This is a genomic window from Arthrobacter sp. BG3 (assembly GCF_056680185.1).
In genome coordinates, this window is record NZ_CM155270.1 from 1,782,116 (window position 1) to 1,807,952 (window position 25,837).

General features: G+C 68.2%; 26 protein-coding genes and 1 pseudogene. 13 read left to right on the forward strand and 14 right to left on the reverse strand.

Annotated elements, in window-relative coordinates:
* The 4 genes from AC1MFL_RS07865 (at position 1) to AC1MFL_RS07880 (ending at position 3,814) form a co-directional block, all read left to right on the forward strand.
* On the forward strand, positions 1-2,076 hold the full coding sequence (locus AC1MFL_RS07865) for a PTS fructose transporter subunit IIABC (RefSeq protein ID WP_479814571.1): 2,076 nt from the start codon (positions 1-3) through the stop codon (positions 2,074-2,076).
* Between the two features lie 58 nt (positions 2,077-2,134).
* Entirely contained in the window at positions 2,135-2,413 is a 279-nt protein-coding gene (locus tag AC1MFL_RS07870; protein ID WP_056428072.1) for an HPr family phosphocarrier protein, read from the forward strand.
* A gap of 610 nt (positions 2,414-3,023) precedes the next feature.
* On the forward strand, positions 3,024-3,524 hold the full coding sequence (locus tag AC1MFL_RS07875) for an SRPBCC family protein (protein WP_479814573.1): 501 nt from the start codon (positions 3,024-3,026) through the stop codon (positions 3,522-3,524).
* Between the two features lie 2 nt (positions 3,525-3,526).
* On the forward strand, positions 3,527-3,814 hold the full coding sequence (locus AC1MFL_RS07880; RefSeq protein WP_479814575.1) for a DUF7218 family protein: 288 nt from the start codon (positions 3,527-3,529) through the stop codon (positions 3,812-3,814).
* A 32-nt stretch (positions 3,815-3,846) separates the two neighbouring features.
* Here the strand turns inward: AC1MFL_RS07880 and ku are convergent, their stop codons facing one another.
* The gene (ku, locus tag AC1MFL_RS07885; protein ID WP_479814576.1) at positions 3,847-4,857 is read right to left on the reverse strand and encodes a non-homologous end joining protein Ku; all 1,011 of its coding nucleotides are present in this window, start codon (positions 4,855-4,857) and stop codon (positions 3,847-3,849) included.
* Positions 4,858-4,897: 40 nt separating this feature from the next.
* Between ku and AC1MFL_RS07890 the strand changes: the two genes are divergently transcribed.
* Complete coding sequence (locus AC1MFL_RS07890) at positions 4,898-7,411, forward strand: ATP-dependent DNA ligase (protein ID WP_479814578.1); 2,514 nt, start codon at positions 4,898-4,900, stop codon at positions 7,409-7,411.
* 36 nt (positions 7,412-7,447) lie between these two features.
* On the opposite strand, the gene AC1MFL_RS07895 is transcribed toward AC1MFL_RS07890, so the two are convergent.
* Both AC1MFL_RS07895 and AC1MFL_RS07900 read right to left on the reverse strand, forming a co-directional pair.
* Positions 7,448-7,708: a hypothetical protein gene (locus tag AC1MFL_RS07895; protein WP_226759815.1), complete on the reverse strand. Its 261-nt coding sequence runs from the start codon at positions 7,706-7,708 to the stop codon at positions 7,448-7,450.
* Between the two features lie 84 nt (positions 7,709-7,792).
* Entirely contained in the window at positions 7,793-8,026 is a 234-nt protein-coding gene (locus AC1MFL_RS07900) for a hypothetical protein (protein ID WP_479814580.1), read from the reverse strand.
* Positions 8,027-8,423: 397 nt separating this feature from the next.
* Here AC1MFL_RS07900 and AC1MFL_RS07905 point away from each other — a divergent pair, with 397 nt between their 5' ends.
* Positions 8,424-10,031, forward strand: coding sequence for an MFS transporter (locus AC1MFL_RS07905; RefSeq protein ID WP_479814582.1), 1,608 nt, complete (start codon positions 8,424-8,426; stop codon positions 10,029-10,031).
* A 205-nt stretch (positions 10,032-10,236) separates the two neighbouring features.
* The gene (locus tag AC1MFL_RS07910; RefSeq protein ID WP_479814584.1) at positions 10,237-11,298 is read left to right on the forward strand and encodes an FUSC family protein; all 1,062 of its coding nucleotides are present in this window, start codon (positions 10,237-10,239) and stop codon (positions 11,296-11,298) included.
* Positions 11,299-11,318: 20 nt separating this feature from the next.
* Here AC1MFL_RS07910 and AC1MFL_RS07915 read toward each other — a convergent pair whose 3' ends face one another.
* From AC1MFL_RS07915 to AC1MFL_RS07955, 9 genes and pseudogenes are all read right to left on the reverse strand, one after another.
* Positions 11,319-12,101 carry an SDR family NAD(P)-dependent oxidoreductase gene (locus AC1MFL_RS07915; RefSeq protein WP_479814586.1) on the reverse strand — a complete coding sequence of 261 codons (783 nt, stop codon included), beginning with the start codon at positions 12,099-12,101 and terminating at the stop codon, positions 11,319-11,321.
* The gene (locus AC1MFL_RS07920) at positions 12,098-12,814 is read right to left on the reverse strand and encodes a hypothetical protein (protein ID WP_479814588.1); all 717 of its coding nucleotides are present in this window, start codon (positions 12,812-12,814) and stop codon (positions 12,098-12,100) included. Before AC1MFL_RS07920 ends, AC1MFL_RS07915 begins: the two co-directional genes overlap by 4 nt.
* 127 nt (positions 12,815-12,941) lie before the next feature.
* Positions 12,942-13,286 carry a GNAT family N-acetyltransferase gene (locus AC1MFL_RS07925; RefSeq protein ID WP_301225402.1) on the reverse strand — a complete coding sequence of 115 codons (345 nt, stop codon included), beginning with the start codon at positions 13,284-13,286 and terminating at the stop codon, positions 12,942-12,944.
* Complete coding sequence (locus AC1MFL_RS07930; protein ID WP_479814590.1) at positions 13,283-14,620, reverse strand: acyltransferase family protein; 1,338 nt, start codon at positions 14,618-14,620, stop codon at positions 13,283-13,285. Before AC1MFL_RS07930 ends, AC1MFL_RS07925 begins: the two co-directional genes overlap by 4 nt.
* Positions 14,621-14,852: 232 nt before the next feature.
* A pseudogene (locus AC1MFL_RS07935) lies at positions 14,853-14,999 on the reverse strand (DUF1304 family protein); the annotation flags it as partial.
* Positions 15,000-15,065: 66 nt separating this feature from the next.
* Positions 15,066-15,938, reverse strand: a complete 873-nt coding sequence (locus AC1MFL_RS07940) for a class II fructose-bisphosphate aldolase (RefSeq protein WP_479814592.1) — start codon at positions 15,936-15,938, stop codon at positions 15,066-15,068.
* Positions 15,938-17,404, reverse strand: a complete 1,467-nt coding sequence (locus AC1MFL_RS07945; protein ID WP_479814594.1) for a GntP family transporter — start codon at positions 17,402-17,404, stop codon at positions 15,938-15,940. Before AC1MFL_RS07945 ends, AC1MFL_RS07940 begins: the two co-directional genes overlap by 1 nt.
* 113 nt (positions 17,405-17,517) lie before the next feature.
* Positions 17,518-18,423, reverse strand: coding sequence for an NAD(P)-dependent oxidoreductase (locus tag AC1MFL_RS07950; protein ID WP_479814596.1), 906 nt, complete (start codon positions 18,421-18,423; stop codon positions 17,518-17,520).
* Positions 18,424-18,448: 25 nt separating this feature from the next.
* Positions 18,449-20,002, reverse strand: coding sequence for a four-carbon acid sugar kinase family protein (locus AC1MFL_RS07955; protein ID WP_479814598.1), 1,554 nt, complete (start codon positions 20,000-20,002; stop codon positions 18,449-18,451).
* Between the two features lie 145 nt (positions 20,003-20,147).
* Between AC1MFL_RS07955 and AC1MFL_RS07960 the strand changes: the two genes are divergently transcribed.
* Positions 20,148-20,858 carry a FadR/GntR family transcriptional regulator gene (locus AC1MFL_RS07960; RefSeq protein ID WP_479815382.1) on the forward strand — a complete coding sequence of 237 codons (711 nt, stop codon included), beginning with the start codon at positions 20,148-20,150 and terminating at the stop codon, positions 20,856-20,858.
* Between the two features lie 29 nt (positions 20,859-20,887).
* On the opposite strand, the gene AC1MFL_RS07965 is transcribed toward AC1MFL_RS07960, so the two are convergent.
* The gene (locus tag AC1MFL_RS07965; RefSeq protein ID WP_069950339.1) at positions 20,888-21,145 is read right to left on the reverse strand and encodes a metal-sensitive transcriptional regulator; all 258 of its coding nucleotides are present in this window, start codon (positions 21,143-21,145) and stop codon (positions 20,888-20,890) included.
* Between the two features lie 338 nt (positions 21,146-21,483).
* Between AC1MFL_RS07965 and AC1MFL_RS07970 the strand changes: the two genes are divergently transcribed.
* From AC1MFL_RS07970 to AC1MFL_RS07985, 4 genes are all read left to right on the forward strand, one after another.
* The gene (locus AC1MFL_RS07970) at positions 21,484-22,227 is read left to right on the forward strand and encodes an SGNH/GDSL hydrolase family protein (RefSeq protein ID WP_479814601.1); all 744 of its coding nucleotides are present in this window, start codon (positions 21,484-21,486) and stop codon (positions 22,225-22,227) included.
* A gap of 96 nt (positions 22,228-22,323) precedes the next feature.
* Entirely contained in the window at positions 22,324-22,533 is a 210-nt protein-coding gene (locus AC1MFL_RS07975) for a dodecin (protein WP_479814603.1), read from the forward strand.
* A gap of 197 nt (positions 22,534-22,730) precedes the next feature.
* A complete protein-coding gene (locus AC1MFL_RS07980) occupies positions 22,731-22,994 on the forward strand; it encodes a GlsB/YeaQ/YmgE family stress response membrane protein (RefSeq protein ID WP_226759801.1) in 264 nt (87 codons plus the stop codon).
* 117 nt (positions 22,995-23,111) lie between these two features.
* Entirely contained in the window at positions 23,112-23,609 is a 498-nt protein-coding gene (locus AC1MFL_RS07985; protein ID WP_479814605.1) for a hypothetical protein, read from the forward strand.
* Between the two features lie 17 nt (positions 23,610-23,626).
* On the opposite strand, the gene AC1MFL_RS07990 is transcribed toward AC1MFL_RS07985, so the two are convergent.
* Positions 23,627-24,478 (reverse strand): putative protein N(5)-glutamine methyltransferase, encoded by an 852-nt coding sequence (locus tag AC1MFL_RS07990; protein ID WP_479814607.1) that lies wholly within the window; start codon positions 24,476-24,478, stop codon positions 23,627-23,629.
* Positions 24,479-24,558: 80 nt separating this feature from the next.
* On the opposite strand from AC1MFL_RS07990, the gene AC1MFL_RS07995 reads away from it, so the two are divergent.
* Positions 24,559-25,662, forward strand: coding sequence for a lactonase family protein (locus tag AC1MFL_RS07995; protein ID WP_479815384.1), 1,104 nt, complete (start codon positions 24,559-24,561; stop codon positions 25,660-25,662).
* The last annotated feature ends 175 nt before the right edge of the window (positions 25,663-25,837 follow it).

The window sequence follows — 25,837 nt, forward strand, 5'->3', positions numbered from 1 at the left end:
GTGACTGAGCTCATTACTACCGACCTGGTCGAGCTCGACCAGAACCTGGGCAGCTCGCCCGAGGACGTGATCCGGCACCTGGCAGGCAAAGTTGCCGCCAACGGACGCGCCACCGAAGTCGAGGGCCTCTTCGCGGACGCCTTCGCCCGGGAACAGAAGACTGCCACGGGTGTGCCCGGCGGCATCGCCATTCCGCACTGCCGCTCGACGGCGGTCACGGAACCGACGCTCGTGATGGCCAGGCTTTCCCAGCCGGTCGACTTTGGCGCCAAGGACGGGCCTGCGGACCTGATCTTCTTCATCGCGGCCCCCGAAGGCGCGGACCAGGAGCACCTCAAGCTGCTCTCCAGGCTCGCCCGGTCGCTGATCAAGAAGGACTTCACCGCGTCCCTGCGCGCCGCCCGCTCAGAGGCCGAGGTCGTCGAGCTCGTCGAAGGCGCCCTCGCGGACAAGCCCGCAGCCCACTCCGCCGCTGCCCCGGAAGCCGCCGGCGCTGCTGCTGACTCCGGTTCAACTGCGGCCGGCGCGGCCGCCAAACCGGAGACCGCCGGGGCGCCCCGCCCCAAGCGCCTCGTCGCTGTGACCGCCTGCCCCACCGGCATCGCCCACACCTATATGGCCGCCGATTCGCTCGTGGCAGCCGCCAGGGAAGCCGGCATCGACCTCCAGGTGGAAACGCAGGGGTCCTCCGGCGCCAAGCCGCTTGATCCCGCCGTGATCGCCGCCGCCGACGCGGTGATCTTCGCCGTCGACGTGGACGTGCGCGGCAAGGAGCGCTTCGCCGGCATGCCCGTCATCAACGCCCCGGTCAAGCGCGGCATTGACGAGCCGGACAAGATGGTCCAGGAGGCCCTCGCCGCCGCGGACAATCCCAACGCCCGCCGGGTCCCGCATTACGGTGAAGAACAGGCGCAGCAGGAGGCCGAGGAAAAGGGCGAGCACCTCGGCACGAAGCTGAAGAAGGCCCTGCTCACGGGTGTCAGCTACATGATCCCGTTCGTGGCAGGCGGCGGTCTGCTGATCGCCCTTGGCTTCCTGCTGGGCGGCTATGACATCACCGGTTACGCGGACAAGATCCTGGCGTCGAACGGCCTCTTCAACCTGCCGACGGAATACCCGGAGCTCGCCTGGGGCCCGCTGGGCGCCTACTTCGGCGCAGTGCTCTTCAAGATCGGGGCGCTGTCCCTGGGCTTCCTGGTCCCGGCGCTGGCCGGCTACATCGCTTTCGCCATCGCCGACCGGCCGGGCATCGCCCCGGGCTTCGTTGCCGGCGCGGTTGCCGGGTTCATGGGCGCCGGCTTCCTGGGCGGCATCGTGGGCGGCCTGCTGGCCGGCTATGTGGCACATTCGATCGGCCGGCTCAGCGTTCCCCGTTGGCTGCGCGGCCTGATGCCGGTGGTCATTATTCCGCTCGTGGCATCCCTGGTGGCCTCCGGCCTGATGTTCGTGGTCCTGGGCGGCCCGATCGCCGCCATCACCGTGGGCCTCAACAGCTGGCTGTCCAGCCTCACCGGCGCCAGCGCCATCGCCCTCGGCGTCATCCTCGGCCTGATGATGTGCTTCGACCTCGGCGGCCCGGTCAACAAGGTCGCCTACGCCTTCGCCGTCGCCGGCCTCGGCGCAGCCTCCGTCACGAACCAGGCACCGTGGCAGATCATGGCGGCCGTCATGGCCGCCGGCATGGTCCCGCCGCTGGCCATGGCCCTCGCCTCCACTGTTCTCAACAAGCGGCTCTTCAGCCTGGCGGAGCAGGAAAACGGCAAGGCCGCCTGGCTGCTGGGTGCCTCCTTCATCTCCGAAGGCGCCATCCCCTTCGCCGCGGCCGACCCGCTGCGCGTCATCCCCGCGTGCATGCTCGGCGGGGCCGTGACGGGTGCCATCTCGATGGCAGCTGGGGTGGGATCGAAGGCCCCGCACGGCGGAATCTTCGTCTTCTTCGCGATCGACAACTTCCTGATGTTCGTCGTCGCCATCGCAGTGGGCACCGTCATCTCTGCCTTCGCCGTCATCGGGCTCAAGCGCTGGGCAGTCAAGAAGCCGGTTGATACGGTGGAGGCGGTTCCCGTAGCCGCCTGAGCCGTCCAGGAAGACCTTTCCTAGCTGATATTCCGCACGCTGAAACCAAGGAGCAACAATGACCGAACGTAACGCCACCATTGCCAGCCGCGTCGGGCTGCACGCCCGCCCGGCCGCCATCTTTGCCGAGGCTGCAGGCGAGTTCGATCTCGAAATCACCATTGCCCGGCTGGGCGAACCCGTCGACGAGGCCATGGATGCCGCCAGCATCCTGTCCCTCATGAGCCTGGGCGCGTCCCACGGCGAAGTTGTGGTCCTGCGCGCCGAGGGCGACGGCGCCGACGCCGCCCTCGAACGCCTGGTCCAGATCCTCGAAACGGACCACGACGCCGAGTAGCATCACCTCCCGGCGGCCCTGCCGCCGGGACGACGAGGCCCGGCCGCACCCTGGAAAGGGTGCGGCCGGGCTTTCGCGTTAAGTGCAGGCGGCGCCGCCTCAGACACCCCGCCCTGGCACTTCTGCTGGTCGCGCTGTTCAACGCCACCCCTGCCGGCGTGGTCTGGGTGCTTGCCGTGTACAACGCCAGCGGCTTCGTCGCCTCGCTGCTGGTGCCGGCCTACGCCGACCGCACCGGGGACTGCCTGCGGCCCGGCCGGTGCTCGTGTCCGACGTCGGCGGCTCGGGGCCATCGCATCCGGGCCGATCATCGGTTTCGCGGCCGTGACGGCGCTGGGTATATCACGGCGTTTTCGCTGCCTGCGCCGTGCTCACCGTTCTCGCGCTGGCAGTCATCGAGCTGACGGGATGGCGTGCCCGCCGAGTGCAGCGTGGGGGCACTGCTGCTGTCGCGGCGGGTGATCCGGCGGGCAACGATGCCGTACCGACCCGCCGCTAAGCATCCTTAGTAAATGCTTGTCATGGCCCGGCGTCGCCGCTAGTTTGGAAAACGCGGCACCGCCAACGGCGGTTGCCGCAGGACGGATTCCCGGCAGAAGGAGCAAGCCCCGTGGCAAGCGTGCAGGAAAGCATCGAAGTCGACGTCCCGGTGTCCACCGCGTACAACCAGTGGACGCAGTTTGAGACGTTCCCGGAGTTCATGAAGGGGGTCGAGGCCGTGGAGCAGATCGACGAGACCTCCCTCCAGTTCCGCACGGACATCGCCGGCGTCCGGCGCGAATACCTCGCCCAGATCACCGAGCAGACCCCGGACCGGACGATCGCCTGGGTCAGCACGGACAAGCCCCGCAACGCGGGCACCGTGACGTTCGAACCCCTCGGCACCGAACGGGCCCGGGTCAGCGTGGATCTGGAGTGGGAGCCCGAGGGGGTCGTGGAAAAGGCTGGCTCGGCCGTGGGTGCGGACAGCCGTCAGGTCACCGCGGACCTCGGCCGCTTCAAGCAGTTCATCGAATCCCGCGGGATCGAAACCGGCGAATGGCGGTCCTCAGTCGACCGGGGCGAAGTGGACGACACAGCCGGGCCCGCCAACACCGAGCGTCCGAGGTAGCCATGCCCACCAAGAAGAATTCCCGGCGCGGTTCCGAAAGCCCCAGCATCAAGGACCCTGAACTCTACGAAGAGCTACTGGACGACGGTGCGTCGAAGCAGAAAGCCGCCCGCATCTCCAACGCGGCCGCAAAGAGAGGCCGGTCGGCCGTTGGCCGCAAGGGCGGAAAGGCCGGCGACTACGAGGACTGGACCGTCCCCCAGCTCAGGGAACGCGCCAGGGAGATCGGCCTGCGGGGCTGCTCGGGGAAGAAGAAAAGCGAGCTCATTTCCGCCCTCAGGAATTCCTGATCCCGGTGGCCGCCGGCCGGAGAACCGACTGCTCAGGCCTCCTTCCGCGCGCGCCGGACCGGGGCCTTCGCGGCAGCTGTCGTCGGGGCGGTCTTCACAGTGGTCTTCGGGGCGCTGGTCTTGGGCGCGGCCTTGGCAGCAGTCTTGGGCGCGGCCTTGGCAGCAGTCCGGGAAGCCGCCTTCGGGGCCGCCTTGGCCGCGGCTGGCTTAGCAGCGGGCTTGGCGGCGGACGTGTCGCCCGCGGACGAGGCCCCTGCCCCGCGCTTCTTCTCCAGGCTCCGTTTCAGGGCCTCCATCAGGTCGATCACCTCGCCGCTGCCGGCCTCGGCGGCCGGAACGCCAAAGGTTTCCTCGGTGTCCAGCGATTCACCCTTCTCCAGCTTCGCCTCGATGAGCTGGCGCAGCTGCAGCTGGTAGTCGTCGGTGAACTGGTCCGGTTCGAAGTCCGCTGCCATCGAATCAACCAGCGCAGCGGACATCTCGCGCTCCTGGGCGGAGATGCGGACGGGGGTTTCGAGCGCGGGAAAGCTGGCCTCCCGCACCTCGTCGGCCCAGAGCAGAGCCTGCAGCACCAGCACGTCGCCGCGGATCCGCAGGGCACCCAGCCGGGTTTTGTCCCGCAGCGCGAACTGGACTACGGCCACCCGGTCGGTGTCCTCCAGCGCCCGGCGCAGCAGGACATAGGCCTTGGGCGATTTGGAGTCCGGCTCCAGGTAATAGCTCTTTTCGAACATCATCGGGTCCAGCTGGTCGGCCGGCACAAACTGCACCACGTCGATCTCGTGGCTGTTCTCAGCCGGGATGGACTTGAGCTCCTCGCGGCTGAGGACCACCGTGCGGCCGTCGTCCTCGTAGGCCTTGTCGATGTCCTCATAGTCCACGATCTCGCTGCAGACCTCGCAGCGGCGCTGGTAGCGGATCCGGCCGCCGTCGGCGTTGTGGACCTGGTGCAGGCTGATGTCGTGGTCTTCGGTCGCGCTGTAGACCTTGACGGGCACGTTGACCAGCCCGAACGCTATTGCGCCTTTCCAGATGGCTCTCATGGATCAAGTGAACAGCACAGTTGGGCGGAGGTGAAGCCCCTTGGCTGAAAGGACACCGGCCAGGAGCAGGGAGCGCGTCCGGGTCGGCGGCCGCGAACTGGTGGTCACCAATCTGGACAAGGTCATGTATCCGGAGACCGGAACCACCAAGGCCGACGTGCTGGCCTACTACGCCGCAGTGGCGCCCGTGCTGATCCCGGCCGCAGCGAACCGCCCGGCCACCCGGAAACGCTGGGTGCACGGGGTCGGGACGGCCGATGCCCCCGGCGAAATGTTCTTCCAGAAGAACCTGGACCATTCGACGCCGGGCTGGGTGCCGCGGGCCTCCATCACGCACAAGGAGCGGACCATCCAGTACCCGCTGGTCAACGATCCGGCCACCCTCGCCTGGCTCGCGCAGATCGCGGCCCTGGAGATCCATGTGCCGCAGTGGCGCGTTGATTCCCACGGCAACCAGTTGCCTCCGGACCGGCTGGTGCTGGACCTGGATCCCGGCGAGGGGGCCGGGCTGGCCGACTGCGTGGAGGTGGCGAAGCTCGCCCGCACCATCCTGCAGGACGTGGGGCTGGACCCGGTGCCCGTGACCAGCGGCAGCAAGGGCATCCATCTGTACGCTGCCCTCGACGGGACGCAGAGCTCGGAGCAGATCTCTGAATTCGCCCATGAACTGGCACGCTCGCTGGAAGCCGACCACCCGGAGCTGGCCGTGAGCGACATGAAGAAGGCGCTGCGCAGCGGAAAGGTCCTGGTGGACTGGAGCCAGAACAGTGCCGCGAAGACCACCATCGTCCCCTATTCCCTGCGCGGGCGGCTCCGGCCAATGGTGGCGGCACCCCGGACCTGGCGCGAACTCAACTCACCGTCCCTGCACCAGCTGGACTACCTGGAGGTCCTGAAACGGGTGAGGTCCGGCAAGGATCCTTTCGCCGCCATCTCCGGCGGCAGGCGCCCGCCAGCCCAGCCGGACGGCCCGCCGGGCGGCGCGGCCGCCGGAGCAGCGCACGCCGGAGAAATGAACGCCGACGGCGGCGACACCGACCCGCGGCTGGAAGAGTACCGCGCCAAGCGGGACGCGGCCTCGACCCCGGAACCGTTCACCGCGGAACGCCACCGCGCGGGGACGGCAGCGGCGACAGAAAGCGGCACGCTCCGGGAGAAGTTCGTCATCCAGGAACACCACGCCAGCCGGCTGCACTATGACTTCCGGCTGGAGCGCGACGGCGTGCTGGTGTCCTGGGCGCTGCCCAAGGGGGTGCCCACCAGCAAAACGAGGAACCACCTGGCGGTCCAGACCGAGGACCACCCGATGGACTATGCGGCCTTCGAAGGCACCATTCCCAAGGGCGAGTACGGCGCCGGGACCGTCAGCATCTGGGACCACGGCTCCTATGAGTGCGAAAAGTGGATCGCGGGCAAGGAGGTCATTGCCACCCTCACCGGCCAGGACGACGGCGGCCTGGGCGGCGTCCGCAGGTTCGCGCTGATCCACACGGGCCGGGGCGACGACCAGTGGCTCATCCACCTGATGGACCCGCACGACGGGAGGAAGCGGCCGGCCCCGGCGGAGGCGCCAACGCCGGAGCCGGAGAGCGCCGTACCCGAACCGGCGGACTTCAGGCCGATGCTGGCCAGCGCCGGAACCGCTGCGGAGCTGCCGGGCAAGGACTGGCAGTTTGAGCTCAAGTGGGACGGCGTGCGGGCCCTCGTCGTCGGGGACGCGGAGAAGATCCGCCTGGTCAGCCGGAACGGCAACGACATGTCCGCGACGTACCCGGAACTGACGGACCGCTCCTGCTGGCCGGAGCAGGATTTCATCGCCGACGGCGAGGTCATCGCCGTCGGCGTCTCGGGACGGCCCGACTTTGGGCTGCTGCAGGGGCGGATGAAGCTCACCCGGGCCCTGGACGTCGCGAAGGCACAGTCCACGACGCCCGTCCGGCTGATGCTGTTCGACCTCCTGTCCGAGAATGGCCAGGACCTGCGCCGCCTGCCGCTGCGCAAACGCCGGGCCAGGCTGGAAGCGTTCTTCACTCCCTCCGGCTGCCCGGCGGAGCTTTCCCCGCTGATCGAGGGCGATGTCCGGCACATCCTGGAAAGCGCGGAGGAGCTGGGGCTGGAGGGCGTGATGGCCAAGCGCACGGGCGGCCGGTACGTCGGGCAGCGCAGCAGGTCCTGGCTCAAGCTGAAGTTCGAACGCACCCAGGAGGTGGTGGTCGGCGGCTGGCGGCCGGGCAAGGGCGAGCGCGGGCAGTCCGTGGGCTCGCTCCTGCTGGGGATCCCGGACGGTTCCAAGCTGCGTTACGTCGGGCGCGTCGGCAGCGGCTTCAGCACCCGCGAGCTCCAGGAACTCCGCGAGAAACTCGATGCCCTCCCGCGGAAGACCTCGCCGTTCGAGGAGGTGCCCGCTGCCGATGCCTCGGACGCCCACTGGGTGAGCGCCAGGCTGGTCGGGGAGGTCACCTACGGGGAATGGACGGGCAGCGGCAAGCTCCGGCACCCGGTCTGGCGCGGCTGGAGGCTGGACAAAAAGCCTGAAGACGTGGTGCTCGAATAGGGCCGGGCCGGACTCAGCGCCGGCCCGGCCGCACTCTCATTTGTCGCGGTGCGGGATATCCGGGCGGCTGGTCCGGTGCTCCGCGGCCTCCACAACCTGCTGGCTCTGCAGTCCGCGGACCTCATCGCGGTCCTTCGGGTGGCGGTGTTTGCCGCTGCCATCCGGCCAGGAATGCCCCTCGGATGCGGGGGGCGGGAGGTGATGCACCGGCTCGGGACCGGGAGCCTCATCCATGGACTCAGCCAAGTGGCTGGCCACCTCGGGCTCGATCTCTTCTCCTGAGTGATGATCTGCCATTGCTCTTCCTTTCCCTGTGCAATTACCGCTGTGAAATGAAGTGTTCACCCATCGTAGGTCGGCCGGCTTGCGATGTCTGTAGGGCTACCAGCGGACTTTCTTCTCGGCCGGGCCCTGCTTGCCGCTGACGTGCGTGGGCTTGTGGCTGTGGCCGACGCTCTGCGAGGCGGCCCCGCCCCGCGACTTGCTGGCGAGCATCTCCTTCTGGGCGTCGGTGAGGCGGGACTTAATGCCTTTCCCTTCCTCCTGCTTGGCCCGGGACTTGTCGTCCGCCTCGGCTCCGCTGCCGCTGCTCTTCTTGCTCTCTTTGCCGGTCATGGGCTGTTCTCCTCGTGTGGCTTGTGATCAGCACTCCGCTGGATTCAACCCTAAGCGCTTTCCGGATCCCTTGGGTACCCCCTTCTGCGCGGTCCCGCGGGGCCTCATTGCGGGTGAACGGCGCCGCCCCAAAAGGCTGATTCCGGCCGAAAAAACGGCTGCCGGCCGGGTTTGCGGGAAAAAGTTTGCGCAGGCTCCGGCGGACGCGGGGTTTCCCAACGTTGGCGCGGTGAAACAGCGGAAAAGAAAGCCGCCAATCCGGCCCGATCGGGGCCGAATCACCGGATCATACGGCACCAAACTCCGAAACACCATAGAAATCGCGTAAAATTGGAGGTCTGCCCAGAGCGGGGCAGCTACAAGTCGCAAGCAAATGACCTCCATAGGAGCGGCCCAAATGCCCAAAGACCGAAGCACGACCGACTCTTCAGCAGGCGTTATGAACGCCAGCGGAACCAACCAAATTGCACCCACGGGTGTGAGAAAACCAAAGCTACGGACGCGCCGTCGACTCAAAGAGTCCGACGTCAACGTCGTCGACAAGCCGATGCTCAAGAAAGCACTCGGCGGCACCATCGTGGGTAACACCATGGAGTGGTACGACGTCGGCGTGTTCGGCTATCTAATCACCACCATGGGACCTGTGTTCCTGCCCGAGGCGGACAAGTCCGTTCAGACCCTGTTCCTGCTGGGAACTTTCGCCGCCACCTTTATTGCACGTCCCCTCGGCGGAGTCATCTTCGGCTGGTTCGGCGACAAGGTCGGCCGCCAGAAGGTTCTGGCCACCACCCTGATGCTGATGGCCGCGAGCACGTTCGCGATCGGCCTCCTGCCCGGCTATGCGCAGATCGGCATGTGGGCTGCTGCCCTGCTGGTGCTGCTCAAGGTGGTTCAGGGTTTCTCCACCGGCGGCGAATACGCCGGCGCCACGACCTTCGTGAGCGAATACTCCCCGGACAAGCGCCGCGGGTTCTTCGCCAGCTTCCTGGACATGGGCAGCTATCTCGGCTTCGCCCTCGGTGCCGCCCTCGTCTCCGTACTCCAGCTGACCCTGGGTCAGGGCGCCATGGAGGAGTGGGGCTGGAGGATCCCGTTCCTGCTTGCCGGCCCGCTGGGCCTGATCGCGGTCTACTTCCGAAGCAAGATCGAGGAATCCCCGCAGTTCCAGGCCACCCTTGATGCCCAGGAGAACCTCTCCAAGGACGCCGCGTCCACAGACTCCAGCGCGTCCAAGAGCCCCATCGGCATCGTGAAGGCCTACTGGCGTTCACTCATCGTTGCCATGATCCTGGTGGCAGCCGCGAACACGGCCGGTTACGCCCTGACGTCCTACATGCCGACCTACCTCACCGAGTCCAAGGGCTACGACCCCGTGCACGGCACCCTGCTGACGATCCCGGTGCTGGTCATCATGAGCCTCTGCATTCCGCTGACCGGAAAGCTGTCCGACCGGATCGGCCGCCGTCCCGTGCTGTGGATCGGCGCACTCAGCACCGTGGTCCTGGCCGCACCGGCGTTTATGCTGATCGGCGTCGGCGAAATCTGGTCCACCCTTCTGGGTCTCGGCATGATCGCCTTCCCGGTCACGTTCTACGTGGCCAACCTGGCCTCGGCGCTGCCGGCGCAGTTCCCGACGGCGAGCCGTTACGGCGCCATGGGCATCGCGTACAACTTCTCCGTGGCAATCTTCGGCGGCACCACGCCGTTCATCGTCGCGGCCCTCATCGGCGCGACCGGCGATGACATGATGCCGGCGTACTACCTGATGGCCACCTCGGCGATCGGTGCCGTGGCGATCTACTTCCTCAAGGAATCGGCCCAGCGCCCCCTGCCGGGTTCCATGCCCAGCGTGGACACCCAGGCGGAAGCCAAGGAGCTTGTTGCCAACCAGGACGAGAACCCGCTGATCGACCTGGTGGAAATGGACATGCCCTATGCCTCCGCCACGGCAGGTGCTGATTCGACGGCGCTCCGAGACACCGACAAGGTTCCAGCCGGAGCCTAAGCTTGCCCTCTGGCAGCCCGGCCGTGTTCATCCTGAGCCCGGCCGGCTAACCCGGATTCTGTAGCAAAGTCCCGCCCATTGAGGCCTGCCTTGCGTGATTGCCCATTGGGGGAAGCACGCAAGGCAGGCCTTAGGCGCGTCCGGCAGCAGGCCGGGCGGCCAACCCTCCCGGCAAGACCGGCCAACCCGAAATTAGGAGGCGCCCGTGCAGTCCCTCAGCGCGCAGCTTCGCAGCCTGCACCGCCTGGCGCCGGCCAACAAGGACCATGTCTCGGCGGTGCGCGTGGCCGTGAGCGTGGCCGTCCCGTCCCTCGTGCTTCTCGCCGCGGGCCGCCCGGAATTGATGATCTATGCGGTGTTCGGCGCACTGACCGGCATGTACGGCCGGAACGAGCCGCATCAGTTGCGGCTCCGGCACCAGGGCCAGGCTGCCCTCCTGCTGGTGGGCGGGCTGGCCGTCGGCGTCTTCCTTTCGGTGAACCAGCTTCATTCCTGGGTGCTCGTCGTCACCGAAACGCTCCTCGCGGCAGCGGGGTCACTGTTCGCGGACAAGGTGGCGCTGAAGCCCGCCGGCCCGTTCTTCGGCATCCTGGCCCTGGGCGCGTGCGCCTCCGTCCCCACCAGTGTGCACTGGCACACGGCAGTCCTGATCGGCGCGCTGTCCGCCGCCTTTTCCATGGTGGTGGGCTTTGGCGGCTGGGTGCGGGGCCGGGCCTGGGAACGCGGCGCGGGACGGGACATCCCGCCGCTGCGCGGGGCCCGGCGCCGGGCCGCCTGGATCCATGCCGCCCGGTACCTCACCGCCGTCGGGGCGGCGGGCTCCCTGGGGGTGCTCAGCGGAAGCGGGCACCCGCACTGGGCCATGGCAGCCGCCGCGGTGCCCCTGGCGGGGGCGGACATGCCCAGCAGCGTGCACCGCGGCCTGCACCGGATTGTTGGCACCCTGGTGGGCCTTGTGGTGGTTGCCGGGGTGCTGTTTCCCTGGGCTTTCTCGCCTCTCCGGCTGTTTCCCGGCCACGAGGCAGCCGCCCTGGCACTTCTGGTTATTGTCCTGCAGTTCACGACGGAGCTGTTCATGACCAGGCACTACGGCCTGGCCATGGTGTCCTTCACTCCCGTGATCCTGCTGATGACGCAGCTCGCCGCCCCTGCCGACCCGCAGCTGCTGGTGACCGAGCGCGCCGTCGAGACCATCGTGGGAGCCGGGCTGGGCATCCTTGTCGTGGTCCTGATCCGCCGACGCCGGCCACAAGCCCGCCCGCACTGACGGGTTATTTGGCCTGAGGGTTATTTGGCCCGGCGCGGCGGCCCGGCCACGAGCCGGTCCGGCAGGACGCGGGCGGCCGTGGTCAGCACCTTGTAGCGCTTCGTCGGGATGGAGACGGCCTTCCCCTTTTCATTGTCGGTGAGGCCTTCACGCACGACGCGGTCCGCCTGCAGCCACATCCAGCGCGGCGTCACCGTTTTGTCCATGCCCATCCGGTCGTGGAACTCGGTGTGGGTGAAACCGGGGCAGACGGCCGTCACCTTCACCCCCTGTTTGGCGTAGGCGAGGTTGGCCCAGCGGGAAAAGCTGAGAAGCCACGCTTTCGCGGCCGAGTAGCTTCCGCGGGGAAGGAACGCGGCCACGCTGGCGACATTGATGATCCTGCCGGAGTGCCGGCCGAGCATGCCCTGCAGGGCGGCGTGGGTCAGTTGCATGGCCGTCTCGACATGTAGCTTGAGATGCCTGGTTTCCGCCGCAATATCGTTTTCCTCGAAGGAGTGCAGCAGGCCCATCCCGGCGTTGTTGACCAGGATTTCCACCGGACGCGCCGGGTCCGTGAGCCGGGCGACGACGGCTGCCACTCCGGCGTCGTCCGCAAGATCGGCGGCGAGCACCTCGACGCCGACGCCATACCGTTTCTCCAGCTCCCCGGCAGTGGCCTTGAGCCGGGCGGCGTCGCGGGCGACCAGCACCAGGCTGTGCCCCTGTTCGGCGAGCTGGCGGGCGAATTCCGCCCCGATCCCGGCGGTCCCTCCAGTGATCAGGGCGGTCGTGGGGGCCGGTGTCGCAACAGGTGCAGTCATGGCGATAGCCTAACCCGGCCAGGTCCTGGAGCCTGCCCGGCGGCCAGTTCACCCCCTGCGGGGGCGGCCGCGGCGCTGAGGTTCCGGTTCTGCAGCTCTTCGGTCGCCAGCTCGTACCAGGTGTGCGCGCCGAAAGCCGGGCTTTTGGTATCGAGGTGGCGGTACAGGGCGTCGGACAGCTGTCCCAGGGCGGCATCGGACAACGCACGGACCGCTGCGGCCGGGTCGAGGGTTTCTTCGAAGTATTCGGACAGCTCCTGGCCGTTGAAGGTGTTGAGCTCGGCAGCGATCGGGGTGCCGACCTCGCACAATCCCGGACGCAGCGGCCCCCCAGGGGGAAGACCCGCGGTCTCCCCCTCGAGGCCAGCAAGGACCAGGCCGTCGGATCCGACGTGCAGCAGGCAGATCGGCAGCTCCGCGGGCTCTGCCAGCGTGACGCGGAACGGCTCCCTGGCAGGGGAGTCGACGCCGGGAGCGGCGGCTGCAGCGCTGGCGTCGGCGATGGACCTCAGCTGCAGGAGGATCTCCGGGTCAAGGTGGGACGACCCGTGCAGGTCGATGAAGACGTCCGTGCCGGCACCGAGCCGGCCCGCGCGCCGCATAATGTGCACCAGCGCGGGGAAGTCTGATTGGGTAAGGCAGCCGGTGACCTCGAGGGTCACATGTCCGGGATCGACATCCACACGGACAAGCACACGCAGTTTATGGTTCACGGGGTTCTCCAAAGGGACACATCCAAGAGCCAGCTGCATAACTCTGTTCAGAACTTTACGAGGTTGTTGCGCCGCTCACAAGCGGGCGCCGCCGGTCCCTGGGGTGCCGGTGGCAGCCGGCCGGGAGTCAGGCTCCGGCCGGGGGCTGCTCCGGCCAGTCGATGTACTGGGTATAGGAGTCATGCTTGCGCAGGTACCGGTACATGAAGGGGCAGTTCGGGATGATCCGCTTGCCGGACGCCACGACGTCGTCCAGCGCGAAATGGGCCAGCACCTTGCCGAGCCCCTGGCCCTGGAACTGCTCCGCCGTATCCGTGTGGATGAAGTCCACATGGCCGGGTTCGTCGATGAAGCGGATCTGGACGGCCAGCTTGCCGCCAACGTGGAGCTCATAGCGGTGCAGCTCATCATTCCGGGTGGTGGTTACGTCCGGGCTGAACGTGTCTTCAGTGGCTGCCGAGTTCTCCGTCATGGTTCGACATTGGCACTTAAAGGCGGACGTGGCAATGGCGGGCCCGATCCGCCGGGACCCGAACCGGCCACAAGCCGGACCGGGATCCGGCCCAGCAGCAGCACAGCGAGCACGAAACACGCCGCTCCCCCGCCAAGCAGTCCCAGCGTGAGTCCGTTGAGCGCTGCGTCGGCCACCGGGACATAGACGACCACCGCGGCCAGCACCACGGCGGCCGCCGGGCGGGACGGTGCGGTTGCCGGCGACGTCGGGCGTTCCTCGAGCCGGCCGAAGAGCGCCAGGACCGGCAGCAGGAAGCCGATCAAGGCCAGCAGCACCAGCGGACGCCCCCACCACCAGGCGGCCGTCCCCCCGGGCGGCTGGGGAAAGTCGGTCAGCAGCAGCAGACCGGACATCGCCGCGAGGAGGGGCAGATGCCAGAGGTAGACGGTCATCGACCGTTGTCCGGCCACTGCGATGAACCGCCGCACCCGCGCCAGGGACCCGAGCCTCGCCAGCCCGGGCCGGAAGAGCTGCAGCGTGGCGGCCTGTGAGAATCCCAGCAGCAACAGGGTCAGGTTGGGCGGGTTGAGGTTCACCAGCATGTTCCCGGAGTACAGTCCCAGCCACACGAGCAGCCCGAGGACCAGGTTGCTGCCGAGGATGATGCCCGCCAGCGCGGGGCGGCCGGGGGCCATCGGTCCGCCGTCGGCGAGGAAGAATCCGAGTTGCTGCACGGCACACCACAGGAAAACCATGTTGAGGTTGGCCAGAGCCGGCAGGGTGCCGCGCAGGCAGTCGACCGCTACCACCAGCGAGGTGAGAACTGCCAGGGTCAGCCAGGGCGCCCGGGCGTGCAGCCTCGCCAGCAGCGGAAGGTTCAGCTGCGCCGCAAGGTATGCGGCGAGGAACCACAGCGGCATGCCTGCTCCGGCAACGATCAGCTCGACGACCTGCGGGGCGACGCCTGCAAGCTGCGCCACCCAGAGCCCGGCAAACATGAGGGCGAGCAGCACAGCCGCCGGGCGGATGAGCCGCAGCATCCGCGCCTGCATGAAGTCGAAGGTGTTGCCACCCCGGGCACGGAGTCGGCGCCAGGACTGCACACCGGTGATGCCGCCGGCGACAAAGAAGAGGGGCATGACCTGAAGCACCCAGACCACGGGTTCGAACCAGTGCTCGTTGCCGAGGGTGTTGTAGGAGGTCACGGTGCCGTCAGGGTGCAGCACGGGGCTCACCATCATGGTGTGCGCCACCACCACGAGCGCAAGGCAGAAGAACCGGGCGAGATCGATCACCTGGTCGCGTTCCGGCTGCAGGACTTGGCCGGCCCCTGCACGCCGCGGTGGAACCATGAAGCCCCCTATGGAACCGGCCAACGCACCCTCCTGGGCTGTTGAGCGCCAACGCTGCTGTGTTTGCCCCCCCATTGTCGGCCTTATCCGGGCGGGCGGCCAGTGCCGTCGGTCCGGGCCTCCGCTGCCGGCCAATACGTTCGGCGGCCAGGCCCAGGCGTGCCGGCTCAGGCGGTCGGCAGCCCCAGCACCGCGAGGACGACGGCGAGTAGCGGCGTGGCGCCCTGGGTGGCGGCCGCGCGGTGTCCGCGTCCTCCTGCGAGGTGCTGCTGAACCGCTTCCACGTCGCCGGCTGTGTCCAGGTTATGGACTCCATCGTGAAGATGTAGACGTGCAACAGGGCAGCAAGCAGCACGAAAACGAGGGAGGCCAGGATCATGGCCTGATCCTGGCCTCCCCCGGTTCCCGGCCCGTCAGCCGGTCACCTGGTCACCTGGTCAGCGGGTCAGCGGGAGAGCGTCGCCAGCGCCGTGGCCGCGAAGGCACCGGCCGAGGCGTCCCATTCGGCCAGCAGCCCCTGAAGGTTCTCGCCATCCCTCCGGTGCGCCGCCGTGCGTGCGTCGAGGGTTTCAAGCACGCCGGTGCGCAGCTCGGTGTTGAAGTTGACCTTGCCCACGTTCATGGCGGCGGCCTTGACGAGCTCGGAGGCGGGGATTCCGGAGGCGCCGTGGAGCACCAGGGGCAGGCGGGTCCGGACGGCAATGTCCTGCAGCACGTCCCACCGCAGCTCCGGCTCGCCCCGGTACTTGCCGTGGACGTTGCCCACCGCGACGGCGAGCAGCCGGGCGCCCGTCCGGGCCACGAAGTCCTCCACCTGGGCGGAGTCGGTGAGCCCGGCCGTGCCGGCCGCCGGGGCGCTGCCTTCGGCGTCGGATCCGAAGGCCCTGTCCTCGTCGCCGGCCAGACCGCCAAGTTCCGCCTCGATCACCGTGTCCGTTCCGGCGGCGTCGAGCAAGGCCCGCGCCGCCAGGACCAGCGCGATATTGTCCTCATAGGGCAGCGATGATCCGTCCACCAGGACGGAATCGGCCCCCGCGGCGACGGCACCGGCAATCACACCGAGGTCCGAGGCATGGTCCAGCTGCACAGCAACCGGAACGCTGGCGCCGTCGGCGAGTCCGCGCAGCGCCGCGATCAGCCGGAGACCGCTGGTCGTGGCCGCGGTGCTGGGCGAGACTAGCAGGATGGTTCCGCGTCCGGCCGCTTCGGCGGCCCCCACCACGGCGAGCGCCGTGGTGAAGTCGTAGCAGGTGAACGCCGGAACGGCTGATCCCTGTTGCAGAGCGGCACTGACCAGGGTGTCGAGACGGGCACGCATCAGGCGCTCAGGCCTCCCACCAGCATCCAGGCCAGGAACGTCAGGGCGAAGCCCGCCAGTCCCAGCACGGTGGTGAGTACGGTCCAGGTCCTGAGGCCGTCGGCGACGCTCAGGCCGTAGTACCGCACGACCACCCAGAAGCCGGCGTCGGTCACGTGGGAGAGGCCGAGGGCGCCGAAGCCGATGGCGATGACAATCACGGCAATCTGCGCCGGGGTGTAGCCGCCGCCGGCAACGGCGGAGGAGAGCAGGCCTGCCGTGGTGACGATCGCGACCGTGGCCGAACCCTGGGCGGCGCGGAGGGCCAGCGAGATGATGAAGCCAAGCAACAGCAACGGCACGCCGAGCGTGTCGAGGGATTCGGAGAGCGCCTTGCCGATTCCGCTCACCTGCAGCACGCTGCCAAAGACGCCGCCGGCGGCAACCACCATCAGGATGGAGGCGATCGGGGGCAGGGCGCCTTCGAAGATTTCGCCGGTTTCCGTCAGGGACCACTGGCGGCGGACGGCCAGGAGGAAGAAGCAGAGCGCAACGGCCACGAGGAGGGCGAACACGGGATTGCCTGCGAAGGCAGCGACGCCGTACCAGAAGCTGTTCTTGTCGATCACGAGGGTGCCCACGGTGCCGAGGAGGATCAGCGCGATCGGGGTGGCGATAAGGAAGATGATCAGTCCCGGGCGGGGCGGGGCGATGGCTTTGCTGCCCGGGCCGTCGTGGCCAACACGGACCAGGGAGGCGGAGCCGAACTCGTCAACCTGCTTTTTGACGGCGGGCAGGAGTGCGTATTCCTTGCGGTTCATGATGGCTGCGACCCAGTAGGACAGGAAGCCCAGCGGCACACAGATCACCAGCGAGATCAGGGCGATGAGCCCGATATCGGCGCCGAGCACGCCGGCACCGGCAACAATCCCCGGGTGCGGCGGTACGGCCACGTGGATGGCGAGCATGATGCCGGCCATGGGCAGGCCAAACTTCACCGGATGGACGTTGGCGATCTTGGCGAAGGCGTAGACGATCGGCACCAGGACGATGATGCCGACTTCGAAGAAGACCGGAATCGCGACGAGGAAGCCGACGGCGGTGAGGGCTACGGCCACCCGCCTGGCACCGAGTTTGGCCGTGAAGTGGTCGGCGAGGGACTGCACGCCGCCGGAGACCTCGATCATCCGCCCCAGGATCGCGCCGAGGGCGATCAGCAGGGCCACCTTGCCCATGGTGCTTCCCACCCCGTTGGCCACCACGGTGAAGACGTCTTTGAGCGGGATCTGCGCGGCCACGGCCACCAGGACGCTGACGGTCAGCAGGGCCACGAAGGCCTGGATCTTGTAGCGGATGATCATGAGCAGCAGCAGGGCGACGCCGGCCACAGCGATGGTCAGCAGCAGCGGAGTTCCCAGCTCCACGGCCGGCTTGATGACAGGCGCGTCGGCCGCGCGCACCACCAGGGAATTGAGCAGGGCATTCATGCGGGTGTCTCCTTTGACGTCACTGTAGCCAGTGAGCGGGTGTTTCGACGACGACGGCGGAGGGGGGATCCGCCGTCGTCGGGCTTACGGGGTCTGGACTTGCTGAGGGGAATCTAGGCGGTGCGCTTCGTGGGCGCGAGGACCCTAATGACGGCGGAATCGTCGGCGGCGGCGAGGCCCTGGGCCTGGCCGAGGAGGTACAGCTGTTCGGCGGCGGCGGCCACCGGGGCGGCCAGGCCGGCGGCGCGGGTGGCCTTCCCGACGATGCCCATGTCCTTGACAAAGATGTCCAGGCGGCTGAGGACTTCCGCTCCGTTTTCCGTGTAGGCCTCGAGGATGCGGGGTCCACGGTTGGACAGCATGAAGGACCCGGCGGCGCCGGCCTCCAGGGCTGCGAGCGTCTTGGCCTGGTCCAGGCCGAGGGCGTCCGCAAGGGCCATTGCCTCGGCCGCGGCAGCGATGTGGATCCCGCAGAGCAGCTGGTTGACGGTCTTGAGGGCCTGCCCGTCGCCGGGCTTGTCCCCCACCACGGTGAGGGTGGAGGCGAGCAGCTCCAGGACCGGGCGGGCCGCTTCGAGGGCCTGCGGTTCGGCGCCGACGACGATCAGCAGATCGCCCTCCCCGGCGCGCTTGGGTCCGCCGGAGAGCGGCGCGTCCACGAGGGAGACGCCGAACGCCGCGAGCCGGGCGACGGTGGCGGGTATGGCGTCGGTGCCGACGGTGCTGCCCAGAATCACGACGGCGCCCGGCAACAGCACCGAGGCGACACCGTTCTCGCCGAAGAGGACGTCATCCAGCTGTTCACCGTTGCGCACGGCGAGCAGCAGGGCGTCGGCGCCCTCGGCCGCTTTGCGGGCGGACGCAAAAGTGCGGACGCCGGCCTGCTCGGCGAGCCGCAGGCGCGGTTCGGCGATGTCGAAGCCGTGGACGGTCAGCTGGGTGGCCAGCCTGGTGGCCATGGGCAGTCCCATGGCGCCCAGGCCGAGGACGGTGACTTTGTAGTTCATGGTTTTCTCCATTGAAATGAGGGTCTTGGGGTGGGGATTAGAAGGTGTTGCTGAGCTTGCGGGTGACCTGGGCCAAGGACTGGTCGTCACCGACGTTGCCGGCGAAGACGATGAACGGAATGCCTTTGGCGGGGCCGTCCACCGGCTCCCACAGGCTGACGATGCCCGGCAGCATGGGGCCCCGGACAATGGCATGGCGGATTTCCAGGCCGTGGGCGGCGACGTCCGAGGACGTGATGCCTCCCTTCGCGATCACAAAGCGCGGCGGGAAGGTTTTCAGGGTCCGGTTCACCACGGCGACGACGGCGGCGGACACGGTGCGGGCGATCCGGAGGCTCTCGGCGGCGTCGTCGGTCTTGATGAGCAGCCGGCTCGTGTGGAGGATAACGTCGGCGCTGTGCAGGGACTCGACGACGTTCCGGACGAGATCGTCCAGGTAGCTTCCAGCACTGCCGCCGAGCAGCTTTTCGACGTCGATCTCCACGATGCGCGCGGAACTGTGCTGTTCGACGAGGGCCTTGAGCTGGCGTGTGGTGACACCGACGTGCGAGCCGACCACGATCAGGCCGCCGGCGTCGGACGGCGTGTTGCCCGCGTAGGCTTCCTCGCCGCTGAGCTCGGCGCGGATTTCCTGGCCGATGCAGCCTCGGACAAACGGCGGACCCACCCGGTAGAGCAGCTTCTTGCCGCGCCGTTCCGCTTCCTGCAGGCCCAGAGCCAGGGCCCGGAGGTCGTTTTCAGTAACGATGTCGGCCACGACCGGGGTGGAGCCGGTGGCGGGATCGATGGCGTCCGCGATGGCCTTGGCCGAGACCTGGGGGTCACCGTCCGGGCCCGCGGCGCGGATGACGTCCAGGGTCAGCACGATCACGGATTCCGCCGCAAAGCGGCCCTGGGACTTCTCTTCGACGTACTTGGCCAGTTCGGAATTGGCGAAGCCGAAGCTCGCGTCCCTGGCGAATTCGGTCTCGGCCACCGGGGTGAGCTTGCCGGCGTCCTCGCCGGTGCCGCGCATGAAGTGCACGCCGCCGATCGTGACGCGTCCGGCGTCGGGGAACGCGGGGACGATCACGACGCCGTCCGTCACCTCGCCGCTGACAGCGGCGACGGTCGCCGCGATCGTGTCCGGTTCCAGCGGGTAGTGGCCGCGGAGGGTGGAGTCGCTGCGGCTGACGAACCCCAGGCGCAGCCTGGTACCGGCACTGCTGGAACCGGCAGCATCGGAACCGGCGCCGTTACTTTCCAGGGCGGCGGCCGCGAGGGCGTTCCGGACTACCTCTTCGTTGCGGGCGGCAGCCTCGGCGGGGTCAAGGCTGCGCGTGTTGGTGAGGACGTACACGGCGTCCGGGCGGCGGCCGTTGATGCGGTGGGTAAAGGCCCAGGTGAAGTCGGAGACGTCCCAGCGGGTGAGGACCGGCAGGTCCGCGACGGACTGCGTACCTGTCGGATCGTCGTCGAGCACCACCAGAATCCGGGGGGACGACTCAGCGGCGGCATCGAGGGCCGCGGCGACGGCCCGCGCGGGAATCCGGATCTCCGCCGGGAAGGCGGCCAGCACATCTGCTTCAAAAAGCTCTGATTCAAAAGGCACTTGCACTCCATTGTGGGAACTCTGCTACGTCAGTGATTTGTAAGATGTCTGACATCTAACATTTGAATGCTAGTGTGGCACAAGGCACAAAGACGCGCAAGTAGACTTGTCAATCACGCAACTCGGCGACGGCGAATGGGGACAATTGGCTAGGAAATCGTTGGTCGGCGTCGTGGCCGACGAACTGCTGGACCGCATCATTGCCGGCGAATTCCCGCCCGGGTCAGCGGTCCCCGGCGAGCTTGAGCTGAGCGCCCGCCACGAGGTCAGCCGCATGACGGTCCGCGAGGCGATGAAGACCCTCGAGGCCCAGCAGATCCTCAGCGTGGAGCGCGGCCGCGGCACCTTTGTGAACCCGCTGAGCCGGTGGGCGTCGCTGGAGGCCGTACTCCGGGCAGCCTCGGAAGGAAAGAACGATGCCGCCGCCGCCGTCCAGCTGATCGAGCTGCGCCGGATGCTGGAGTCGGGCGCCTGCGAGCTGGCGGCCGCGCGGATCAGCGACTCCGAGCTCAAGACCCTTTACGGGGAGCTGGAAGCGATGCGCACGGCGCATGAAAAACACGATGTTGCGGCGTTCGTGGCAGCGGACCTTGCGTTCCACGACCTCATTCTGCGCGCCGCGGAGAATGTCTTTGTTGCCGTGCTGTTCGCGCCGCTGCACCGCGTGCTGGAACGGCGGCGGACCCAGACCTCGGAAGTGCGCGAGATCCAGGCGCATGCGATCGGCCACCACCAGAAGATCGCGGATGCGCTGTCCACGCGGGATCCGCACCGGGCGCGGGACGCCATGGATGCGCACATGCAGCAGACCCTGGATGACCTCAAGGCCTACGTGCTGGCGGACCGCCCGGCCTGACGGCCGGAGCGGCCCGGGTCAAGCGGGGCTCAGGCCAGCGAGAGGAAAAGCTTCTCGAGTTCGGCCCGGTCCAGGCTGGGGTCCTCCTGCTGCATGCACTGCTGCAGGCCGGTGGCGATGATCGAGAATCCCGCCTTGTCCAGCGCACTGGAAACGGCTGCCAGCTGGGTGACGACGCTCTTGCAGTCGCGGCCCTCTTCGATCATCCGGGTGACGGCGGCAAGCTGCCCCTGGGCGCGGCGAAGCCGGTTGATGACGGGCTTCATGTCGGCCGGATCGAGTTCCATTTGTTCCTCCGTGTTTCACAGGGTTTGATTTCCATGATATACCCCCCTACGTATCAGAAACCACCCGGCGGCGTCCGGCCGACCGCACCTCCGCCGGGCCGCGCAGCCCCGTGCCGGCGCGCAGGCACCGCCCGGCTAGGGACCTAAGTACCTAGCGGAACATGAATATTCGGCGTAATTCTGGGGATGTGAACGCCGCCGGTTTCTTGGATCCTGGCGCCGGGCAGCCCGGCACCGGTAACCCCGCCACGGGGCGGGTCCCCGTCCCGCAGCCGGGCCGGGAGTTGGGCCAGAATTCCGGGCCGCGGAGAGCGGGCCCGTGGAGCCGGTATGTCGCCATGGGGGACTCGTTTACGGCGGGCCTCGGGGACCCGGAACCGCTGAGTCCGGGCGGCATGCGGGGCTGGGCGGACCGCATCGCCGAGGAGCTCAGCGGCGGGAGGTCGGATTTCCGCTACGCCAACCTCGCCGTCAGCGGCCTCGTCCTGCAGGAGATCCTCAACCGGCAACTCGGGCCCGCGATCGCGCTGCAGCCGGACCTGGTCACGCTGTCAGCCGGCGGGAACGACCTTGTCTTCCACCGGAGGGACCCCGACCGCCTGGCCGCCAGTCTCGACGCCGCCGTGGGCATGCTCAGCGCCACCGGCGCCACTGTGGTGTTGTTCACCGGCCCCGACTGGGGCGACACGCCGCTGCTGGGCCACAACCGGGGAAGGGTCGCCGTCTTCAACGAGAACATCAGGACCATCGCCATGCGCCATCACGGCGTGATCGCTGACCTCTGGGCCTTGCGGCAACTCTCGGACCCGCGAATGTGGGATCCGGACCGCCTGCACTTCTCGCCGATGGGGCACCACACCATCGCGGCCATGGTGCTGGAATCCCTCAGCGTCCCGCACACGCTGAGCCCGCTGGAGCCCAAGCCCATGCCCGCCGGAAGCTGGCGGGAAAGCAAGGCCGGAGACATCGCCTGGTTCACCAACTACCTGCTTCCCTGGATGGTCAGCCGGGTCCGGAAACGCTCGGATGCCCCGCCGCTGGCGCCCAAGCGTCCCGAGCCGGGCCCCGTCTACGGGTCCTGAGGCCCAGCCTCCCGCCCCTAGTCCCGCTGCGATCTGTCCGCTAATCTGCAGGAACGGCCCACTGCCGGGTATCGATGGCGATCACGAGGAGCGAAGTTGCCTAATCACACTTACAGCATTTCTGAAATTGTCGGAACGTCGAGCGAAGGCATTGATGCCGCCGTCCGCAACGGCATCGCAGAGGCGGCCAAGACCCTGCGGCACCTCGACTGGTTCGAAGTAAAGGAAGTCCGCGGGCACCTTGAAAACGGCGAGATCGCCGATTGGCAAGTGACCATCAAGATTGGGTTCCGCTTGGAACGCTGAGCTACGGCGCCAGGCAGCCCGGGCCCGTTCAGCCCCGGTCCACCCACCGCGGGGCCGGGCCGCGAAAAGGCGCGCCCCGTGGACCGCGTCCTGCTCCTGACTGGCACTTTTATACTAAGCATGATTACTATTGAGGCAGAAGGATGTAGCGCACCCGGCAATCCGGGTGCCTCCTCAATGAAGAAGGAACGATAAAAATGGGTTTTTTCGCATTTCTGATTCTGGGCCTTATCGCCGGTGCAATCGCTAAAGCAATCCTCCCGGGCCGTCAGGGTGGTGGCATCATCATCACGCTGATCCTCGGCGTCGTTGGCGCCATCCTCGGTGGCTGGATTGGCGGAATGCTGTTCGGCACCGGCATCAACGAGTTCTTCTCGCTTTCGACCTGGCTGCTGGCCATCGGCGGTGCGATCATCGTCCTGCTGGTTTACGGCATGATCTCCAAGCGTTCGGCCCGCTAAAGCTGGCGCGACCCAAAAACCGGTCCCGGGATTTTTCCCGGGGCCGGTTTTTTGCACCAACACCTACACGTTTATTGAAACCACATTTTGAGCACCACCAAAGAGCAGGGGTACAGCATGAAAGGCAAACTTCTTTTCGGCGCCGGAATCGCCGCAGGCTACATTCTTGGGTCCCGGTCGGGGCGGGCAGCCTACGAAAAGCTCAAGGCGCGCGCTGCCGCACTTTGGGAAAGCCAGCCGGTCCAGGACAGGGTGGCCGCGGCCACTGATGCGGTGAAGGAGAAGGCACCCGAGGTGACGGAGCAGCTTGGCGAGGCAGCCCGGCGGGCCGGCACGGTCATCGGTTCAGCCGTCCGCGGCGACAACTCCCCCAAGGGATCAACAAGCGATCGCCTGCCGGCCGGCGGCAGCGCTGCTGCTGCTTCGGGCGCAGGCATCCCGGCACACAGCACCCACCCGGAGACCGTGAACCTCGGGACCTCCGCTGCGGCCGCCGCTTCCGACGTCGAGTCCGACCCTGCGCTGAACGACCAGCACGGCCAGGACTGGTCCGATGAAGGCGGGGCCACCCCTGCCGGAGCCGCAACCAACGTCGATCCCGACAAGGTCGCTTAACTACAACGGCCGCTTAACTACAACGGCCGGCCAGTCCCCGCTCGCGGATCTCTCAGCGCTGTTCCGATGACGATTGTGGAGTCCAGCTCCCCGGAGCCGGCCACCCGTGCCGTGAGCCCGCTGCGGGAGAACAGCCCGGCGGTCCGCGGCGCCTGCCGCCGGCTCGTCTCGATCAGCAGTGAGCCGCCCGGGGCCAGCCATTGCCGCGCGGTGGCGGCTACCCGCCGCTGCACGTGAAGCCCGTCTTTGCCGCCGTCGAGGGAAACCCGCGGTTCGTGGAGGCGGGCTTCCTGCGGCATGGTGGCAATTTCTTCCGATGGCACGTAGGGGGCGTTGACGGCGAGGATATCGATCCGTCCGCGCAGCCGTTCCGGGAGGGCCTCGTATAAGTCCCCCTCGTGGACCGCGCCCCCGAGCGGCACGATGTTGCGGGCCGCGCACCGCACCGCGGCGGGGTCGATGTCGGAGGCGTGAAGCTCCAGGGGACCGGCCAGGGCCGCGAGTGCGGACCCGACCGCCCCTGACCCGCAGCACAGGTCGACGACGACGGGCAGCGTGCCGGTGCCGCACGACTGGACGGTGCTGTTGGATTCGCTGAGGATCCGCAGGGCCTGCCGGACGAGGAACTCGGTCCGGCGGCGGGGCACAAAGACTCCGGTACCCACTTCGATCCGAAGTCCGCAAAACTCCGCCCAGCCCAGGATGTGCTCGAGCGGGAGCCCGGAAGCCCGCAGCTCCACGAGGGCGTCCAGCTGATCCGGCGTCGTGGCGGCGGCGGCCAGCAGCAGGGCCTCCTCCTCGGCAAAGACGCAGCCGGCCGCGCGGAGCCGGGTGATGGCGGAGGGATCGGGCGCGGGAAGTGCCGTCATGCCAGGGACCCCCTTCCCGCTTACCGTGCCGGAATACCATGCTATCCAAGTGGCAAGATGGCACCATGTCCAGCCCAAGAATGCCCTCCGAGTCTTCGCCGCCCGCGCCGGGGAACCCCGCAACGTGGTTCCCCGTGCCGTCGAACGAGCTGATCTGGACCGGTTGCTACACCGCGGACGGCGGCGGCCGCGGGAACGGGATCGGGATCGGGGCGCTGCGGGCCGGCACTGACGGAACCCTGCGGTGGCTCGGAGTGGCCGCCCCGGCCGACTCGCCGTCGTTCCTTGCCGCGCACCCCACGCTGGACATGGTTTATGCCGTGGGCGAGACGGCGCGGAGCGTCCGGGCGTACCGCCGGTCCGGCGGATTCGGCCTGGAGCCGGCCGGCCGCGCGTGGCCGGCCGGCGACGCTGCATGCCATGTCGCCGTCGACCCGCAGGGCCGTTTCCTCGTGGTGGCCTGTTGGGGCGACGGCCAGGTCCTGCTCTACGAACTGGACGACGAGGGCCGCATCTCGACAAGGTTCGCGGCCGCCGCCTCAAGCGTTACCGGGCGGCCAAGCCGGGCCCACGCGAGCCTGATGCTCGACGACGGCAGGGTGATGACCACCGACCTCGGGCACGATGTCCTGCGGGTCTGGAACTACGTGCCGTCCCAGGGGCTGAACCTGGACCACGAACTGGCGCTCCCCCGGGGCTGCGGCCCCCGGCATCTTGTCCAGCATCCCGGCGGGAGCGTGCTGGTGGTGACCGAATACTCGATTGAGGTGGCCGTGGTGCGGCGCTCCCCCGGGTCCGGACTCTTCGGCCTGGCCGGAATGGGACCGGCCACCAGGGCGGGCGCGCTTGCCGGGGACTCCGCGGCCGAGATTGCCCTCGCGGCGGACGGCAGGCATGCTTACGTGGGGGTGCGCGGCTCCAACCGGATCAGCGTGCTTGAGGTGGATGCGGACGGAAACGCCCTCCGTCCGCTGGCCGACGTCCCCAGCGGCGGCGACTGGCCGCGGCATCATCTGGTCCGGAACGGCCGGCTGCACGTGGCGCACGAACGTTCCGGGGATGTGGTGTCCTACCCGCTGGACCCGGAGAGCGGACTCCCCGGCCCGGCCGCGGGCAGGCTGGAGGTGGCCTCCCCCACCGCGCTGGTCCCGGCGGTCCGGGGAGCGCAGCCGGCCGCAGGCTAGCCCGGGCCGGGGTCCGCAGTCCAACCCTGGCCCGGGGCCCGGGCAGGCTCTGCAACACCCCGGCCCGGGGGGACATGCCCATTTCCCGCGCCGGGGATTGGGCATACAGGGACTATGTCCAGCCTCGCCCGCGGCAGGAGGGCATGTCCCGCGGGAAAGATGTGCGCGAGCTGCA